The sequence below is a fragment of the Kitasatospora griseola genome, from assembly GCF_014648555.1.
GTDB classification, from domain to species: Bacteria; Actinomycetota; Actinomycetes; order Streptomycetales; family Streptomycetaceae; genus Kitasatospora; species Kitasatospora griseola.
This window is the reverse complement of record NZ_BMRI01000040.1, coordinates 54,439-71,506: the sequence shown is the minus strand read 5'-3', so window position 1 is coordinate 71,506 and position 17,068 is coordinate 54,439. Positions and strand designations below refer to the sequence as shown.

General features: G+C 73.1%; 11 protein-coding genes. 9 read left to right on the top strand and 2 right to left on the bottom strand.

The window, feature by feature from the left end:
• The first annotated feature begins 519 nt into the window (after window positions 1-519).
• Both IEZ12_RS32290 and ptsP read left to right on the top strand, forming a co-directional pair.
• On the top strand, window positions 520-969 hold the full coding sequence (locus IEZ12_RS32290; protein WP_043908909.1) for a PTS sugar transporter subunit IIA: 450 nt from the start codon (window positions 520-522) through the stop codon (window positions 967-969).
• A gap of 29 nt (window positions 970-998) precedes the next feature.
• A complete protein-coding gene (gene ptsP / locus IEZ12_RS32285) occupies window positions 999-2,669 on the top strand; it encodes a phosphoenolpyruvate--protein phosphotransferase (protein WP_189277166.1) in 1,671 nt (556 codons plus the stop codon).
• Window positions 2,670-2,781: 112 nt separating this feature from the next.
• Here ptsP and IEZ12_RS32280 read toward each other — a convergent pair whose 3' ends face one another.
• Entirely contained in the window at window positions 2,782-4,827 is a 2,046-nt protein-coding gene (locus IEZ12_RS32280) for an acetoacetate--CoA ligase (protein ID WP_189277163.1), read from the bottom strand.
• Between the two features lie 246 nt (window positions 4,828-5,073).
• Here IEZ12_RS32280 and IEZ12_RS32275 point away from each other — a divergent pair, with 246 nt between their 5' ends.
• Entirely contained in the window at window positions 5,074-6,756 is a 1,683-nt protein-coding gene (locus IEZ12_RS32275) for a phytoene desaturase family protein (RefSeq protein WP_189277161.1), read from the top strand.
• A 190-nt stretch (window positions 6,757-6,946) separates the two neighbouring features.
• On the opposite strand, the gene IEZ12_RS32270 is transcribed toward IEZ12_RS32275, so the two are convergent.
• The gene (locus tag IEZ12_RS32270; protein WP_189277159.1) at window positions 6,947-7,510 is read right to left on the bottom strand and encodes an NUDIX domain-containing protein; all 564 of its coding nucleotides are present in this window, start codon (window positions 7,508-7,510) and stop codon (window positions 6,947-6,949) included.
• A 277-nt stretch (window positions 7,511-7,787) separates the two neighbouring features.
• Here IEZ12_RS32270 and IEZ12_RS32265 point away from each other — a divergent pair, with 277 nt between their 5' ends.
• The 6 genes from IEZ12_RS32265 (at window position 7,788) to IEZ12_RS32240 (ending at window position 15,158) form a co-directional block, all read left to right on the top strand.
• Complete coding sequence (locus IEZ12_RS32265; RefSeq protein ID WP_229848435.1) at window positions 7,788-8,069, top strand: hypothetical protein; 282 nt, start codon at window positions 7,788-7,790, stop codon at window positions 8,067-8,069.
• Between the two features lie 245 nt (window positions 8,070-8,314).
• Window positions 8,315-9,301 carry a UbiA family prenyltransferase gene (locus IEZ12_RS32260; protein ID WP_189277157.1) on the top strand — a complete coding sequence of 329 codons (987 nt, stop codon included), beginning with the start codon at window positions 8,315-8,317 and terminating at the stop codon, window positions 9,299-9,301.
• A 35-nt stretch (window positions 9,302-9,336) separates the two neighbouring features.
• A complete protein-coding gene (locus IEZ12_RS32255; protein ID WP_189277155.1) occupies window positions 9,337-10,998 on the top strand; it encodes a class I adenylate-forming enzyme family protein in 1,662 nt (553 codons plus the stop codon).
• Between the two features lie 110 nt (window positions 10,999-11,108).
• Window positions 11,109-12,635 carry a protoporphyrinogen/coproporphyrinogen oxidase gene (locus IEZ12_RS32250; protein WP_229848433.1) on the top strand — a complete coding sequence of 509 codons (1,527 nt, stop codon included), beginning with the start codon at window positions 11,109-11,111 and terminating at the stop codon, window positions 12,633-12,635.
• Window positions 12,635-13,453 carry a class I SAM-dependent methyltransferase gene (locus IEZ12_RS32245; RefSeq protein ID WP_189277153.1) on the top strand — a complete coding sequence of 273 codons (819 nt, stop codon included), beginning with the start codon at window positions 12,635-12,637 and terminating at the stop codon, window positions 13,451-13,453. The genes IEZ12_RS32250 and IEZ12_RS32245 overlap by 1 nt, the downstream gene beginning before the upstream one ends.
• Before the next feature lie 133 nt (window positions 13,454-13,586).
• A complete protein-coding gene (locus IEZ12_RS32240; RefSeq protein WP_229848429.1) occupies window positions 13,587-15,158 on the top strand; it encodes a CoA transferase in 1,572 nt (523 codons plus the stop codon).
• Window positions 15,159-17,068: the final 1,910 nt, after the last annotated feature.

Genomic DNA, 17,068 nt, shown 5'->3' with positions numbered 1-17,068 from the left:
TGGCACGCTGTTGAGTTCTCAAGGAACGGACACTTCCTTCGAGCCGCATTCCTGCGAACCCTCCGGGCGCTTCGTTCGTGTTTCGAGCTTATCAGACCGTTTCCTCGGTGTTGACCGCGGCTTTACGTTCTCGACTTGCTCTGTTTACCGCCGTTGCGCGGCGACCTGAGCAACGATAGCGGTTCGGCGGCCGAGCGCCTAATCGGGCCGGGACGGATCACTCGGACGGCAGCGATCTGCCCGCACAGGCAGGGCAGAGGGGGGGTCTACCCGGATGCCGTAGAGTGCGGCGCGTTGGCCAAGAGGACTAGACCACTTGAGGGTGACTGGTTCGGAGGAGAGGGTGCGCGACGGTCGGTTCGTGTGCGGCGGGGTCGACGTCGGGATCGATCTTCACTCGGGCGGCTCATGGGCGCTACGTCATGAAATGTCCGAGTTGACGTAATTTGGGTTCAGTCGATCAACGGGCCGCTGCCCCGCGGCCGCACGCGATGTACTCCGTACCTGGGAGGCTCCACCATGACCACTGTGACGTCGCCGCTCGCCGGACGTGCTGTCGGCCTCGCCAATGTGCCCGACCCGGTGTTCGCGGGAGCGATGGTGGGGCCGGGGACGGCGATCGATCCGCTGCGGGAGCCGATCGAGGCGGTGTCGCCGGTGGACGGGCAGGTGGTGTCGATGCACCCGCACGCGTTCGTGGTGATGGACGAGAACGGACACGGGGTGCTGACGCATCTGGGGATCGACACCGTGCAGCTGAATGGGGAGGGGTTCGAGCTGCTCGTGCACAAGGGGGACAAGGTGAAGCGGGGGCAGCCGGTGATCAAGTGGAATCCGGCGGCGGTCGAGGCGGCGGGGAAGTCGCCGATCTCGCCGATCGTGGCGTTGGAGGCATCCGCGGAGCAGCTGAGCGGGGTGGCGGAGTCCGGCGAGGTCACGGCCGGCGGCGAGCTGTTCGTCTGGAACTGACGGCGACGACGGACGAAAGGGTTCGGGCCATGGAGCGGATGCTGCGCGGTGTGGGCGTGAGTCATGGGGTCGCCGTCGGGCCGGTGCGGCATATGGGGACGGCGGTGCTGGAGCCGCCGTCCACGCAGATCTCGGCGGCGGAGGCGCCGCGGGAGCAGGCCCGGGCGCAGGCCGCGGTGGAGGCGGTGGCGGCGGATCTGAACGCGCGCGGGAATCTGGCGGGCGGTGAGGCGCAGGCGGTGCTGGAGGCCCAGGCGCTGATGGCGCAGGATCCGGAGCTGATCGCGGATGTGAATCGGCGGATCTCGGAGGGCAACAGCGCGGAGCGCGGGGTGTACGACGCGTTCGCGGCGTACCGGACCCTGTTGGCCGCGGCGGGCGAGTACCTGGCGGGGCGGGTCGCGGACCTGGACGACGTGCGGAACCGGATCGTGGCGCGGCTGTTGGGCGTGCCGATGCCGGGGGTGCCGGACAGCGATGAGCCGTACGTGTTGCTGGCGCGGGACCTGGCGCCGGCGGACACGGCGCTGCTGGATCCGTCGCTGGTGCTGGGGTTCGTGACCGAGGAGGGTGGGCCGACCTCGCACAGCGCGATTCTGGCGCGGGCGCTGGGGGTGCCGGCGGTGGTGGCGATGCCGCGGGCGACGGAGTTGGCGGAGGGGGTGGTGGTGGCGGTCGACGGGTCGACCGGTGAGGTGGTGGTGGAGCCGTCGGTGGAGCGGCAGGAGGAGCTGCGTCGACTTGCGGCGGAGCGGCAGGCGGCGTTGGCGGCGTCCTCGGGGCCGGGGCAGACGTCGGACGGGTTCATGGTGCCGTTGCTGGCGAACGTGGGTGGGCCGGCGGATCTGCCGGCGGCGTTGGAGCACGGGGCGGAGGGTGTCGGGCTGTTCCGGACGGAGTTCCTGTTCCTGGACGATTCGGCGAAGGCGCCGAGCGAGGACAAGCAGGTCCAGGCGTACCGAAAGGTGTTGGAGGCGTTCCCGGACGGCCGGGTGGTGGTGCGGGTGCTGGATGCGGGGGCGGACAAGCCGCTGGACTTCCTGACTCCTGCGGACGAGCCGAATCCGGCGCTGGGGGTGCGGGGGCTGCGGTCGTTGCTGGAGCACCCGGAGGTGTTGCGTTCGCAGTTGCGGGCGTTGGCGCGGGCGGCGGAGGGGTTGTCGACGCGTCTGGAGGTGATGGCTCCGATGGTGGCGGACCGCGAGGATGCGCGGGCGTTCGCGGAGGCCTGCCGGGAGGCGCGGTTGGACGCCAAGTACGGGGCGATGGTGGAGATTCCGTCGGCCGCTCTGCGGGCGGGGTCGCTGCTGCGGGAAGTGGAGTTCCTGTCGCTGGGGACGAACGACCTGGCGCAGTACGCGTTCGCGGCGGACCGGCAGGTGGGTTCGCTGGCACGGCTGCAGGATCCGTGGCAGCCGGCGCTGCTGGATCTGATCGCGTCGGCCGCAGAGGCGGCGACGGCGGCCGGGAAGAGCTGCGGGGTGTGCGGGGAGGCGGCGTCGGACCCGCTGCTGGCGTGCGTGCTGACGGGCCTCGGGGTGACCAGTCTGTCGATGGGGGCGGCGGCGATCCCGTACGTGCGGTCGGCCTTGGCGCAGGCGTCGCTGGTGCAGTGCCGGCAGGCGGCGGAGGCGGCGCGGGCGGCGGATTCCGCGGCGGAGGCCCGCACGGCGGCGCGGCAGGTGTTGTCCGGAGGATAGGCGTCCGGACCTTCGACTCCCGAGGGGTCGCTGCCACCGTGGGGGTTGGCGGCGACCCCTCGGGGCCTTTCGAGGCCTTGAGGGGCTTTTAGGGGCCTTTAGGGCGGGTCGGTCAGTGCTTGCGGGTGGTGGCGAGCTGTTCGAAGAAGCGCAGGTGGTCGAGGTTGTCGACGGAGCCGGGGTTGACCGCCTTGGTGAGGGGGGTGCCGGCCAGCAGGCGCTTGACGGGGACTTCGAGGCGCTTGCCGGTGAGGGTGTGCGGCAGGCCCTGGACGGTGATCACCTCGTCGGGGACGTGGCGCGGGGAGAGTTCGGTGCGCAGCGAGGTGCGGATCCGGCCGGTGAGGTCGTCGTCCAGGACGGCGCCGGGGGCGAGCACCACGAAGAGCGGCATCCAGTAGCCGCCGTCGGGCTCCTCCAGGCCGATGACCAGGGATTCGGCGATCTCGGGGAGGCGTTCGACGACCTCGTAGATGTCGGCGGAGCCCATCCGGACGCCCTGCCGGTTGAGGGTGGAGTCGGAACGGCCGTGGATGACGATGGTGCCGCGGTCGGTGGCGGTGATCCAGTCGCCGTGGCGCCAGATGCCGGGATAGGTGTCGAAGTAGCTGTCGTGGTAGCGGACGCCGTCGGGGTCGTTCCAGAAGCCGGTGGGCATGGACGGGAGCGGCTTGGTCACGACGAGTTCGCCGACCGCGTCGGTGAGGGGGTGGCCGGCGGGGTCCCAGGACTCGACGGCGGCGCCGAGGCAGGGGGCCTGGATCTCGCCGAGGTGCACGGGGAGGGTGGGGACGCCGCCGACGAAGCAGGAGCAGACGTCGGTGCCGCCGCTGACGGAGGCGAGCCAGACGTCCGGCTTGACCTCGTCGTAGATCCACTGGAAGCCGTCGGGCGGGAGCGGGGAGCCGGTGGTGCCGATGCAGCGGACGGCGGACAGGTCGAGGTCGCGTCCGGGGTGCAGGTCGGCCTTGCGGCTGGCGATGACGTACGCGGCGGAGGTGCCGAGGACGGTGGCGCGGGTGCGGGCGGCGACCGACCAGAGGGCGCCGGTGTCGGGGTGCCCCGGGCTGCCGTCGTAGGTGACGATCGTGGTTCCGGTGAGCAGGCCGGCGAGGAGGAAGTTCCACATCATCCAGCCGGTGGAGGTGTACCAGAGGAAGCGGTCGTCCGGGCCGAGGTCGAGGTGGAGGGCGGCCTGCTTGAGGTGTTCGACCAGGATGCCGCCCTGGCTCTGCACGATGGCCTTGGGGAGGCCGGTGGTGCCGGAGGAGTAGAGCACCCAGAGCGGGTGGTCGAACGGGACGGGTTCGAAGACCGGCGCGGTGTCTCCGGCGACCAGGTCGTCGTAGTGCAGGGCGCCCTCGGGGGCGGGGGTGTCGAGCAGCGGGATGTGGACGACCGTGCGGAGGGTGGGGAGTTCGCGGCGGATCTCGGCGACCACCTCGGTGCGGTCGTGGTTCTTCCCGCCGTAGTGGTAGCCGTCGACGGCGAACAGGACGGTCGGCTCGATCTGCTGGAGGCGGTCGAGGACGCTGCGGGCGCCGAAGTCGGGGGCGCAGCTGGTCCAGGTCGCACCGACGGCGGCGGTGGCGAGCAGGGCGACGGCGGCCTGCGGGATGTTCGGCAGGTAAGCGCTTACCCGGTCGCCCGGGCGGACGCCGTTGGCACGCAGGGCGGCGGCCAACGAGCCGACCTGGCGACGCAGTTCGGACCAGCTGGTGGCGACGGGCTCGGCGGTGCGCTCGTCGAGGTGGAGGATCGCCGGGCGGTCGGCGTTGGCCGGGTCCTCGGCGGCGCGCAGGGCATGCTCGGCGTAGTTGAGGGTGGCGCCAGGGAACCAGTCCGTGCCCGGCATGGTGGCCGGCTCGGCGAGGACGGCGGTGGGACGGGTGTGGAAGCGCACGTCGAAGTACTCGGTGACGGCGGTCCAGAAGCGCGGGAGGTCCTCGACGGACCAGCGGTGGAGGTCCGCGTAGCGGGTGGCGGCCTCGGTGTCGGTGGCGACCGGTGCGAGCGGGGCGGCGGGGGCGCCGTGGTGCTCGGCGGCCCAGCGCTGGAAGGCGACCAGCCGGCTGGCGGCGGCGCGGGCGGGGTCCGGACGCCAGAGCGGCTCGGGGTGCGGGGGCTGCTGGTCCTGGGGGGTCGGAGGGGTGCTCACGTGATGATCTCCAGGCCGGTGGGGGGACGGCTGGGCTCGTGGCGGGCCGTCCGTGGGGTGCTGACGGTGCTGACCATGCCACGTGATCGTCCGAGGGTCCAGGGTTCGCCCTGGTGGTGGACAGTCCAGGGGTCGATGTGACGGTCGTGGGTGGTGGGAGCTGCGATGTCGGTGCGCGGCGAGAGGCGGGAGGTGGGGTCTGCACGGTGGGTGGTGGGCGGCGGCAGGGGGTGGTAGGACGGCGGGATGACGGTGGCTTATGACGTGGTGATCGTGGGTGGCGGGCACAACGGGCTGGTGGCGGCCGGGTACTTGGGGCGTGCCGGATTGCGGGTGCTGGTGCTGGAGCGGCTCGGGCACGTGGGTGGGGCGGCGGTCTCGGAGCGGGCGTTCCCCGGGGTGGACGCGCGGCTGTCGCGCTACTCGTACCTGGTGAGCCTGCTGCCGCGACGGATCCTCGCGGAGCTGGGCGTACGGGTGGAGCTGCGGCGTCGGCAGATCTCCTCCTACACGCCGTGGGAGCGGGACGGACGGTCCGGCGGGCTGCTGGTGGATGCCTCGGACGGGCGGCGGACGGCCGAATCCTTCCGCCAACTGACGGGTGGAGAACGGGAGTTCACCGCCTGGCAGGAGTTCTACGGGATGACTTGGCGGGTGGCGCAGCGGGTGTTCCCCTCGCTGACGGAGCCGCTGCCGTCGCGGGCGGAACTGCGGGCGCGGGTGGACGATCCGGTGGCCTGGGCGGAGTTGTTCGAGCAGCCGTTGGGCGAGGCGCTGGAGCGGCGGTTCACGGACGACGTGGTGCGGGGCGTGGTGCTGACGGACGCCCTGATCGGGACGTTCACCCATGCACACGATCCCTCGCTGCGGCAGAACCGGTGCTTCCTGTACCACGTGATCGGCGGCGGCACGGGCGACTGGGACGTGCCGGTGGGCGGCATGGGTGCGGTGACGAGCGCACTCGCGGAGGCGGCCCGGGCCGGTGGGGCGGAGTTCCGGACGGGGTGCGAGGTCGTCGCGGTGGACCCTGGCGGGCCGGGGCGGCCGGCCGAGGTCGGATACCTGGACGGGGACGGGGTGGAGCGGCGGGTCGGGGCGCGGTGGGTGCTGTGCAACGCGGCGCCGGTGGAGCTGGCGCGCCTGCTGGGTGCGGGCGGCGGGGCGGCGGCCGGGGTTGGGGCGGGGGCCGGCTCTGGGGTCGCGGCTGGCGCCGGCGCCGGGGCCGGGGCCGGGGTGGCGGGTGGTGAGGGTGGGCCGGAGGGGGCGCAGCTGAAGGTCAACATGCTGCTTCGTCGACTTCCCCGGCTGCGCGACCAGGCGGTGGACGTTCGGGACGCCTTCGGGGGGACGTTCCACATCGCGGAGTCGTACCGGGAGTTGGAAAACGCTTACCGAGCGGCTTCGGCGGGCCGGCTCCCCTCCCCCGCGCCGTCCGAGATCTACTGCCACTCGCTGGCGGACCGCTCCATCCTGGGCCCGGACGTGCCGGCCGACTGGCACACGCTGACGCTGTTCGGTCTGCACCTGCCGGCGCGGCTGTTCGTCGGCGATCCGGACGGGGCTCGGCAGGCCGCGCTGGAGGGGGTCCTGGCCGCGCTCGACGAGGTGCTCGCGGAACCGCTCGCGGACTGCCTGGCCGTCGATGCCGACGGTCGGCCGTGTCTGGAGGTGCGGAGCCCATTGGACCTGGAGGCCGATCTCCGGCTGCCGGGCGGCAACATCTTCCATCGGGATCTGGCGTTCCCGTTCCGAGTGGCGGGCGGGGACGGGACCGGGGGCGTGGGCGCGGGCCTGGCGGAAGGGGCGGGCCGGTGGGGCGTGGAGACCTCGGACGCTCGGGTCCTGTTGTGCGGGGCCGGAGCGGTGCGGGGCGGTGGGGTCAGCGGGATTCCGGGGCACAACGCGGCCATGGCGGTGCTAGGGAGGTAGGCGCGGAGCGGGCGGGGCGACGGGGACGGCGACAGGGGGGGCGGAAAGCGCTTACCGAGTGGCTCGACCGTTTTCAGATCGCCGAACGGTAAACGCTTTCCGGCTGGTCCGGTCGCTCTCCGGTCCGGCGAACGGTAAGCGCTTTCCCGCTCCCCTGCTGTCCGCTCCCCCCGCGCTGTCCGCTCCCCCGCTATCGCGGGCTCAGCGGGTGGGTGAACTCGCCGTTGAACCAGGAGCGGGCGACGCGGGTGTGGAAGGGGAAGGCCAACGGGGTGTCGGCAGTGGCGAGTTGCCAGCCCTCGGTCTCGTCGGTGGGGACGGACGGGGGGAGGTCGGCGAGGTTGCGGGCCGGGAGGAGGGCGAACAGGCAGAGGAAGCCGCCGCGGGTGTCGGAGTCGGTGGAGACCAGGCGGGCGTCGGCGGCGTCGGCCAGGATGCCGGTCTCCTCCCGCAGTTCCCGGACGGCGGCCTGCTGCCAGCTCTCGCCGTAGTCGACGTAGCCGCCGGGGAGGGCGAGTTCGCCGTAGCCGGGTTCGATGGTGCGGCGGATGACGGTGAGCCGGGTGTCCCCGTCGGGGTGGTGGATCGGGAGCAGGGCGACAGTGACCGGGAGCGGGTTGCGGTAGCTGATCTCCTGGCAGCCGGGGCAACTGCGCGGCCAGGTCGCGGTGCCGGCCGGGTACGGCGTTCCGCACCAGTGGCAGTGCGTGTTCGGACCGAACAGGGCGGGGCGGGCGGACGGCTGGGTCGTCATGCAGGGATGGTAGTTCGATCGGGTGATGGGTCGGGCGCGAAGCCGGAAGCCGGACCCCACCGGGGGATGACGGCGGAGCCCGGGCTGCCCCGCTCTGCGGCGCGCGGTGGTGCGAGCCGGGCGGCCCGGTGGCCTCGCGCTCCCGCCGAGCGGGTGAATGGGGAGCATGCTGTTGGAATTCCGGCGTGCAGGCGCGATAGCGATGGGGCGGGCCCATGACAGACATGGGCGTTGAGCATGTTTAAGGATTATTGTGCGAGCAATTCTCGTTTCCCTGGTGGCCGCGGCCTCGGTGATCGGCCTGGCGGCTCCCGCCCCTGCGGCGCCGCGGGCGGCAAGCGGCGAGGTCGTGGTGTTCTCCACCGAGGCGCAGCCGCTGGACGTCTACCGCGACCCGTCCGGATGCCAGCAACTCCCTGCCATCGCCCACGTGTTGAACAATCAGACGGACCGCCCGGTACAGGTGTACGGCAATCCGTTCTGCCTCGGCCCGTCGGTGACGGTTCAGCCCGGGCGCGGGACGCACGTGCCGGGCGGAGCGGGGAGCTTCTCAGCCTGAGCGGGTCAATCGAAAATGCGGGCGGACGGGTGGCGAAATGGCCGCCCGTCCGTTTTTTGCGCTTATCACAGAAATATATCAACCCGGTGGCTCTGTGTCATCATGGTGCTCGCCGACTATTCGCCTGTCGTGGCGAATTGGCGCGCCGTCAGCGCGGTCGGCTCGTTGCCTGAGGCCCCCCGGCGCACTGGCGTTCCGGGGTTGCGGCCGCCATTGAGAGGACTGCTTCCGTGGAGCACGTCGCTGTGTCCGCTGCCGCTGGGGCGGCAACCGCCCGCGGGACGGCCCCGGCCGCCTGGCGGGCGTACGCCAGGCTGGCCAAACTCGACATCTACGACTACTACTTGAGCGTCCCGCTGGTGGCCGCGATGGTGGTGGCGACGGGATCGGATTCGGGGGCCGGACCGGGCGTCGGCAGCACGCTGGCGGTGCTGGTGCTGTTCCTCGGCGGCGAGGTCGCGATGAGTGCGGCGATGTGCACCTTCGACGACGTGACCGGCTACCGGGACGGCAGCGACGCGGTGAACTACGGGCCCGACGCGCCGGCCCGTCGACTGGCTCGAAAGCCGTTGGTGGCAGGCACGTTGACGGAGCCGCAGGCGATCAGGTTCGGCTGGGCGACGGTGGCGGCGTGCGTGCTGTTCTGGCTGGCTGCGGTCGCGCTGGCGCCGACCCGGCCGGCCTGGGCGGTGGCCGGGGTGGTCACGCTGGCGGTGTGCGGATTCCAGTACTCGTGGTGGCTGCGGATCAGCTACAACGGCTTCCAGGAGTTCTTCCTCGCCGCCCTCGGCTGGCTCTTCGTGCTGCCCCTGTACGGGCTGCTGACCGGTCGGTTCGACGGCTTCGTCGCGGTGCAGGCGCTGGTGTTCGGGCTGGGTCCGCTGCTGTTCGGCGTGTACTCCAACACCAATGACATCCCGGGCGACCGGGCGGTCGGCCGCAAGACGGTCGCGGTGTTGGCGTCGCCGCGCGGCAACTCCTGGTTCGTGGCCGGGTGTTCGGCGTTGGAGGCGGTGCTGCTGGTGGGTTCGGCGGTCGCCGGGATCGCGCCGTGGTGGTTCCCGCTGGTGATGGCCCCGGTGATGGCGTTGCGGGCCCGGCAGTGGGTGCTGGGCTTCGTCCGGGGCGACATTCTGATCGCACGCCGCCTGGGCATCCACCTGCACCGGTTGTGCTGCGCACTGCTGGTGGGCGTGGACCTGGCGGTGGCGGTGTTCGGCGGCGGGCTGTGACGGGGCCGGGCCGGGCGACCCGGCGCGGCGGCGGCGTGGCGTCCCTGGTTCGGCGGCTGCCGCTCGACCTGGGCCCGCTCTTCGACACGCTGGCCGAGCAACGCCCTTCGGTGGACGTCCGATTGGGGCGTCCGCTGGACCTGGCACCAGACGGTGGCAGCTACTGGAACACCGCCGGACTGGCCGAGTTGGTTCGGGAGACCGCGGGCTGGCTGGCGGCCGCGGGGGCGCGTCCGGGGTCGTCGGTGGCGATCGTGAAGCGCAACCACTGGGACTACGTGCTGCTGGCGTGCGCGGCGGCCCGGCTCGGCGCGGTGCCGGCGCTGCTGTCCGACCGGGTCGCGCCGGACGGGTTGGTCGCGCTGCTGCACCGGCTGCGCCCGGACGTGCTGGTCACCCAGCGGGACGTCCTGGCGGGCGCCCGGGCGGCCGGGCACGACCTGGACCGGCTGGCCGTCCGAACGGTGTGCCTGGACGGGCCCGCCGAGGGGGCGGTGACGCCGGACGACCTGCGCGGCGGGGCGGTCCCGCCGGTGCACTCGCGCGGGGACGACGAGCCGCTGGCGATCATTCACACCTCGGGCACCACCGGGGTGCCCAAGCTGGTGGTGCACTCCGGCCGGACGTTGATCCGGCGGCTGTCCGCGTTCGAGGCACGCCCGTGGCCGGTGCTGTCGGTGCGCGGCGACGACACCGTCGCCAGCGCCATCTCCTTCGCCCATGGCCGCGCCCTGACCTGGACCGTCAGCGCGTTCTGGCGCGCCCCGCGCACGGTGGCACTGCTGCCGGACTCCGATCTGTCGACGGCCGCCGCGCTGCTGCGCAGCCACCCGCCGACCGTGCTGGAGGCGATGCCGTCCACCTATGTGCGGTGGCAGCAGTTGGCCGACGGCGGGGCGGCGGGCACGGGGACGGAACCGGTGACTCCCGCGGCGGCGGGGGCGAATCCGTTCCGGGATGTGCGGCTGTTCATCTCGACCTTCGACGCGATGCATCCGCCGACGGTGCGGGCGTTCCTGAACGCGAGTCAGCGGCAGCGGCCGTTGTGGATGCAGGGCTGGGGGCAGAGCGAGACCGGTCCGCTGAGCTTCCGGTTCCTGACTCGGAAAACGCTTTCCGCACCCACCGGCCGGCATCCGACCACCCGTGATCTGGGACGCCCGGTGCCCGGGTGGGTGCGGGTGAAGGTGGCCGATCCGGAGCGGCCCGGGCGGTCGGTGCGGCGCGGTGAGACCGGCCTGCTGTACGCCCGGACCGGTGCGCTGTGCCTCGGCTACCTCGGCGAGCCGGAACGGTGGGCGCAGAAGATCGACGGTCCGTGGTTCAACACCGGCGACCTCGGGGTGCACACCCGGGACGGTCGGGTCTTCGTGCTGGACCGGGAGGTGGACATGGTTCCCGGGCTGAGCTGCGTCGAGATCGAGGACGTGCTGCACGAGCGCCTGCCGGACGTCGAGGAGGCCGTGCTGCTCTCGGTGGCGGACGGCTGCCCGCAGCCGGTGCTGGTCACCGCCACCGGCGACCTCGACCCGCAGCGCTGGCGGGACGCGGTACGTGATCTGCCGCCGCTGGCCGAGCCGTTGCTCGTTCCCTGGGACGCGGTGCCGCGCACGGCCACCGGGAAGGTGCGGCGACACGAGCTGCGCGAACAAGTGCTGGCGGGGAGCTCGCCGATCGGAACGGGCCGGTGGACGTGAACCGGCCGAACTGAGCAGGCCGACGGGCCGGTGGACGGCCTGGTGAGGTGGCGGGCCGGGGAGCGCGACGGGGTTGCGGGCGGATGGCGGAACGGATGGAGGAGTTGGGCGTGGACGAGCTCGATGTTGCGGTGGTCGGTGCGGGGATCGCGGGGTTGTCCGCGGCGCACCGGCTGGCGGCCGCCGGGCGTGAGGTGCGGGTCTTCGAGGGTGCCGACCGGGTCGGCGGGCGGATGGCGTCCACCCGGGTGGACGGCTGGCTGCTCGACGAAGGCGCGGAGACCATCGCGGGCGCCGGGTACGAGGCGACCTGGGAGTTGATTCGCGCGGTCGGCATCCAGGAGTCGGAAGTGCCGGTGATCGAGCCGGGCTTCGCGCTCTGGCGGGGTGGCCGCGCGCACGCCCATCTGGGCCACCCGAAGGGCCTGCTGACCGGTGCCGGACTGTCCTGGCGGGGCCGGGCGGCGTGGCTGCGGTTCGCCGTGGAACTGGCCACGTCCTGGCGCGGCTTCGACCCGGACCGTCCGGAGACCGCGCCCAGCCGGGACCTGACGCTCAGCCAGTTCTGCGCCGGTTCGATCGGGCGGGAGGAACTGCTGGCGGCGATGCTGCAACCGCTTTCCAGTCACTGTTTCGGCTGGCGGCCGGAGAGCTCCGCGATCGCGCCGATGGTGGCCACACTGATGTCGGTCGGCGGGGCCGGCGCCCGCTGGATGACCTACCGGGACGGCATGGACACCCTGGCCCGCCGCCTGGCGGAGCGCCTCCGGGTGGAGCTGGGCTCGCGCGTGGTGGCGGTCCGGGAGCTGCCCGGTGGGGCCGGTGCACGGCTGGAGTTCGCCGACGGTGCGCAGGTGGTGGCCCGGCAGGTGGTGTTGGCGATGCCCGCGCCGCTGGCGCTGGAGCTGCACGGCGACGCCGCGGCAGACGCGCGGCCGTACCTGGCGGCCAGCACCTACACGCCGATGCTCAAGGTCGCGTGCCTGCTGGACCGCCCGCTGCCGAGTCCGACCCGCTCCCCCAGCTACGCGCTGTCGGTGCCGGAGAGCGAGAGCCGGCTGTGCACGGGCCTGATCCTCGACCACCTGAAGGCCGAGGGACGTGCCCCCGAGGGGCGGGGCCTGGCGAGCGTCTTCGCGTCGCCGTGGATCTCCCCCGAGCTGCTGGACCAGCCCGACGAGCAGGTGGTGGAGACGGTCTGCGCGGAGGCCGAACGCTTCCTGCCGGGCCTGCGGGATGCCACCGTCCGCACACTGGTGCACCGGTTCCGGCTCGGTCTGCCGCAGGGTTCGCCGGCGGCGGTGCGGGAGCGGGCCGCGTTCCTGACCCGGCCGGCCCGGGCCGTGGAGTACGCCGGTGACTGGGTGATGCTCCGGCCGAGCAGCGAAGGCGCCGTCCGTTCGGGCAAGTTGGCGGCCGAGCGGGTGCTCGCGTTCGCGGCGGAGCGGCCGGGTGCGGGGTCGGTGGCGACGGCCGGGCCGGCGGGGCCGGTCTCGGTGCCCGGGCCTCGCACTCCGGAGTCGGATGCGGCCGCCTCGAAGGAGGCTGCAGTGACTGGTGCCGCGGCGTCGGAGGCTGCGGGGCCGGAAGATCTCCCGGCGGGCGACCGTGGCGGCGAGACGGCTGGGGCGGTCTGATGGCCGGGGCGGTGCGGGAGTCGGCGTCCGGGGGCGGTGGGCGCTCGTACCTGTTCGACAACGCCAGTGCGCATGCGCGTGGACAACACCGCTGCCTGGCCGGTTGGTTGGACCGCATCAGTATCGGTGAGCTGAGCCGGGTCGGGGTGCAGCCCGGGATGAGCTGTCTGGACGTGGGGGCTGGAGCCGGCAGCATTGCGGTCTGGCTGGCGGATCAAGTCGGGCCCGGTGGTTCGGTGTTGGCCACGGACCTGGTTCCGCTCCCGATGGCCGACCGGCCCGCGTTGACGGTGCTTCGCCACGACGTGGTGCGGGACGCCCTGCCGGAGGCCGCGTTCGACCTGGTGCACGTCCGGCTGGTGCTGTCCCATCTGCCGGAGCGGGAGGCCGTGTTGGCGCGCCTGTTCGCGGCCCTGCGGCCGGGCGGCGTGCTGCACCTGCTGGAGTTCGACGCCGAGTACGCGCCGGTCCTGACCGTCCCGGACGAGCGGGCCGGTGACCTCTACCGGCGTTACCAGCAGGCCAAGTTGCGAGCCTTCCGGACGCGCGGGTCGGAACAGGGGTGGGGCCGGAAGTGCGCCGCGGCGATGGTGCGCGCCGGTTTCGTCGGCGTGGAGGCGTCGCCGCACCTGGACACGCTCGGGCCGGGCACGCCGCAGTTGGAGATGCAGGTGCACAACACCTGGCACCTGCGTGAAGCCCTGCTGCGCGAGGGCCTGAAGGACGACGAACTCGCTGAGCTGCGCGCCCTGTTCACCGATCCGAGGTTCCGGGCCTGCTCGAACGTGGTGTACGCGGTGCACGGCCGCAGGCCGTGACGGTGGGGAGGGTACTGGTTCCGGCCGCCCGGTTCGGGTGGGCGGCCGGGCCGGTCGAGTGTGATGCGGCAGGCCTCTCGGTGAGGCGGGGCGGGGTGGTGCGGCTGGCCCGCGACGGTTCTGGGAGGTTCGAGTGACAAGCCATCAACTGCTGTGTGCGTCCGAGGTGGTGGAGGACCGGGATACCCGGCCGCGGGTCGCTTCCCGGGTGGCGGCCGACCTGCTGCAGGCTGCCGGGGCGGAGGTGACGGAGCCGGCGGACGGCGCGCTGGAGATCGACCGGACGGTGTCCTGCCGACTGTCGTGGGCGGGACCGGTCGCGCTCCCGTTGCGGAGCGAGGCGGACGTCCAGGCGGCCTGCGGGGTGATGCACGTCCACGGGCGCCGCTACGGCCGTCCGCGACTGCTGAACGCGGACTTCGCGTCGGTGGCGGCCGGGGTGCTGGCCGCCGGCGGCGCTCTCGCGGCGCTGCGGGCCCGGGAGTTGGGCGCACCGTACCGCGAGGCGGAGGTCTCGGTGGCGCAGGCCGCGCTGCTCGGGCTGTCGCAGTACCTGGCGGCAGCCACGGCGGAGGAGCCCAGCGCGGAGCCGGTCGGGGCCGGCGGTCCGCCGTTCCGCTCGTCGGACGGGGTCTGGTTCGAGCTGGAGACCCTGACACCGGACGGCTGGCTGCGGTTCTGGACCGAACTCGGCGTCGACCGGAGGCTGGTGGGCCGTTCGTGGCTCCCGTTCCAGGCCCGGTACGGAACGGCGACGTGCCCGCTGCCGGACGAACTCTTCGCCGCGGCCGACCGGTTGACGTTCCGGGACGTGGCGGCGACGGCCGAGCGGTGCAGCGTCACGGTGACGCCGACGGAGACGCGGCCGCCGGTGATCGGCGGGGTGCCGTGGCGGCGGCGGGAGGACGCAGCCGCGACCTCACTGCGCGAGGTCGCGCCGGGCGGGCGGGGCCCGTTGGACGGCGTCACGGTGGTCGAGGTGGCGCGCCGCGTACAAGGCCCCATGGCCGGGCGGGTGTTGAACCTGCTGGGCGCACGAGTGGTGCGGGTCGAACCGCCCGGTGGGGACCCGTTGCGGGGCGTGCCGCCGATGACGACGCTCGACGGTGAACCGGTGTCGGCGCGGTTCGCTGCGCTCAACCGCGGCAAGGAGGTGCTGGAGGCGGACCTTCGTTCGGCGGAAGGGCGGTCTGCGGTACGGGAGTTACTGCGTGGCGCCGATGTCCTGCTGCACAGTCTCGCGCCGTCGAAGGTGGCCGACCTGGGCCTGGACGCGGAGTCGCTGGACACGGTCCGGCCCGGCCTGGTGTACGCGCAGGCGTCCGGGGGCGCGCCCGGGGTGGCCACCGACTACCCCGTGCAGGCGCACTCCGGTCTCGCCGCGCTGCTGACTCCACCCGGCCTGCCGCCGCAGGCGACGCTGCTGACGGTGTGCGACGTCCTGGGCGGCCTGGTCTGCGCGACGGCGACTGTCGCCGGCCTGACGGCGCGGTCCCGGACCGGGCGGGCGCAGCGGGTGGAGTCGTCGCTGCTGTCGGCGGCGAGGCTGCTGTGCGGGGCCGTCGGCACGCCCGACCGTCGCCCCGGGGACGGGGTCGAGGTCTGCACGGATCTGTCGGCGCTGGCCCGCGACCCGCGATTCGCCGCGGCGCTGGACGGCTCGGGGTGCGCCGTCGTCCGCCCACCCTGGGAGTTCCGCCCATGAGCGGGTGGCGGTGGCGCGAGCGACGCCCCCGACCGCTGTGCGAACGCTCGGGCCGAAGGACGTCCCGCCCCAAAGGCTCCGCCGGCCGGGCCCGCAGGCGCTGCACGTACGGACGTTGGTGCCGCTGCTGCCCGCCCGGGGAGGGCGTGGCGGACGGTCCCGGGCGCGGCGGGAGGTGGTCGACGGGGCCCGGTCGGTGGGGAGGCGAGGCGCTGCGGTTCGGCGGTTCGGGCGGACGACGGGGCTGTGCGGCGGGTCGGTGTCGGCGGGCGGGTGGGGTGCCCGCGCCGAGAGTGGGAGTGGATCGGCATGGCGCCGCTCGCCCCGGGGCGGCGGACAGGTGGGCGACTGCCGGCTCGACGTGCCGCGGGCTCGGGCGGCGCGCTGTTCTGCCAACGGCCTCTTCCCGGGCGGACGGTGGGGCTGAGGCCGGGGCTGGGGCTCGGCATCGGAGGGTGTGCCGTGCGCTGAGGCCTGAGGCGATGGGCGGTGGGCGCGGCGCCGCGAGCGGATTGGTGACGGCAAGGCCTCGGCGGCGTTGCAAAGTTGATGGGGCCCGCTCGGTCCGGCACGACCGTGGAGGCAGACCCGGTGGTCGGTGCGGAATCCGGGGACGTGCACCTGCCATTTCGTCACCGGGCGTGTGTCGGGCCACCTTGAGGCGGGGGTGCCTCTGGCGGCGCTGCATGTCGCCTGCCGGCCGGAGGGCGTGCGGTGCGCTGACACCGGAGGCGGTGGGCGGTGGGCGCAGTACGGCCACGGTGGCAAGACCTCGATGGGGTTACGGAGTTGATGAGGCTCGCCCGGTCCGGCACAACCGTGAAAACGGACCTGGTCGCCGGTGCGGGACCCACGGTCCGTCACCGATCCCCCGTCGAAGCGGCAGGAAGCGGGAGCCGCGCTGCACGCTGCCTGCCGACCGGAGGGCATTCGATGCACTGACACCGAAGACGACGGGCGACGGACGCAGCGCCGCGGGGACGGCAACACCTCGACGGCATCGTGGAGTTGATGGGACTCGCTCAGTCCGGCACGACCCTGAAGGCGGACCTGGTCGCCGGTGCGGGACCCACGGTTCGCCACCAGTCCACCGCCGAGTCGGCGGGAGGCGGGAGCCGCGCTGCACGCTGCCTGCCGACCGGAGGACATGCGATGCACTGACACCAAAGACGACGGACACCGGGCACAGTGCGGCGGGGACGGCAAAACGTGGCCGGGGTTGCGAGGTTGGTGGAGGCCGGCAGAAAGGGCGCAGCCGCGGTAGCGGACCTGGTCGGCACTACGCGACGCAGAGACGCACACCTGCCGACTCGTCACCGGCTCCACGTCGGACCGCCCGGAGGTGGGAGCGGTGCTGCGTGCCGCCTACCGATCGGGGAGTGTGCGGTGCGCTGACGCTGGAAACGACGGGCGGGCGCAGTGCCGCGAGTGGATTGGTGGTGACAGGACCTGGCCGGGGTTGCGGAGTTGATCGCGTCCGGCAGGGCGGACCTGGTCGTCGGTGCGGGACGCGGAGGCGTACACCTGTCGGTTCGCCACCGGTCCCACGTCGGGCCGCCAGGTACCGGGAGCGCTGCTCACAGCCTTCCGGCGCGAAGGGGCGGCACGTCGGCTCTGTACCTGCCTCGACGAGTGGGCCCGGTGGAGTGGGGCCGCATCCGCGCGTTCGGGATGGTTCGCCTCCGGGAGCTCCGGTGGGTCCGCCGCGAAGCAAGTGCGGACGACTCGGTGGCTCGGCGACAGCCGGCTCCTGGAGGGGAGATGGTGCTGAGCAACGACAGCTGTGCCGCGCTCTGGCACTCAGGGCGAGGGGCGTCCGGCACGGTGCCGTGAGCTCGTTGGCACCGCGTGGACAATCCCACGGCGTCTCTTGCGCCTCGGCGATCGAGGTCGGCCGTGCAGGCGCAGCG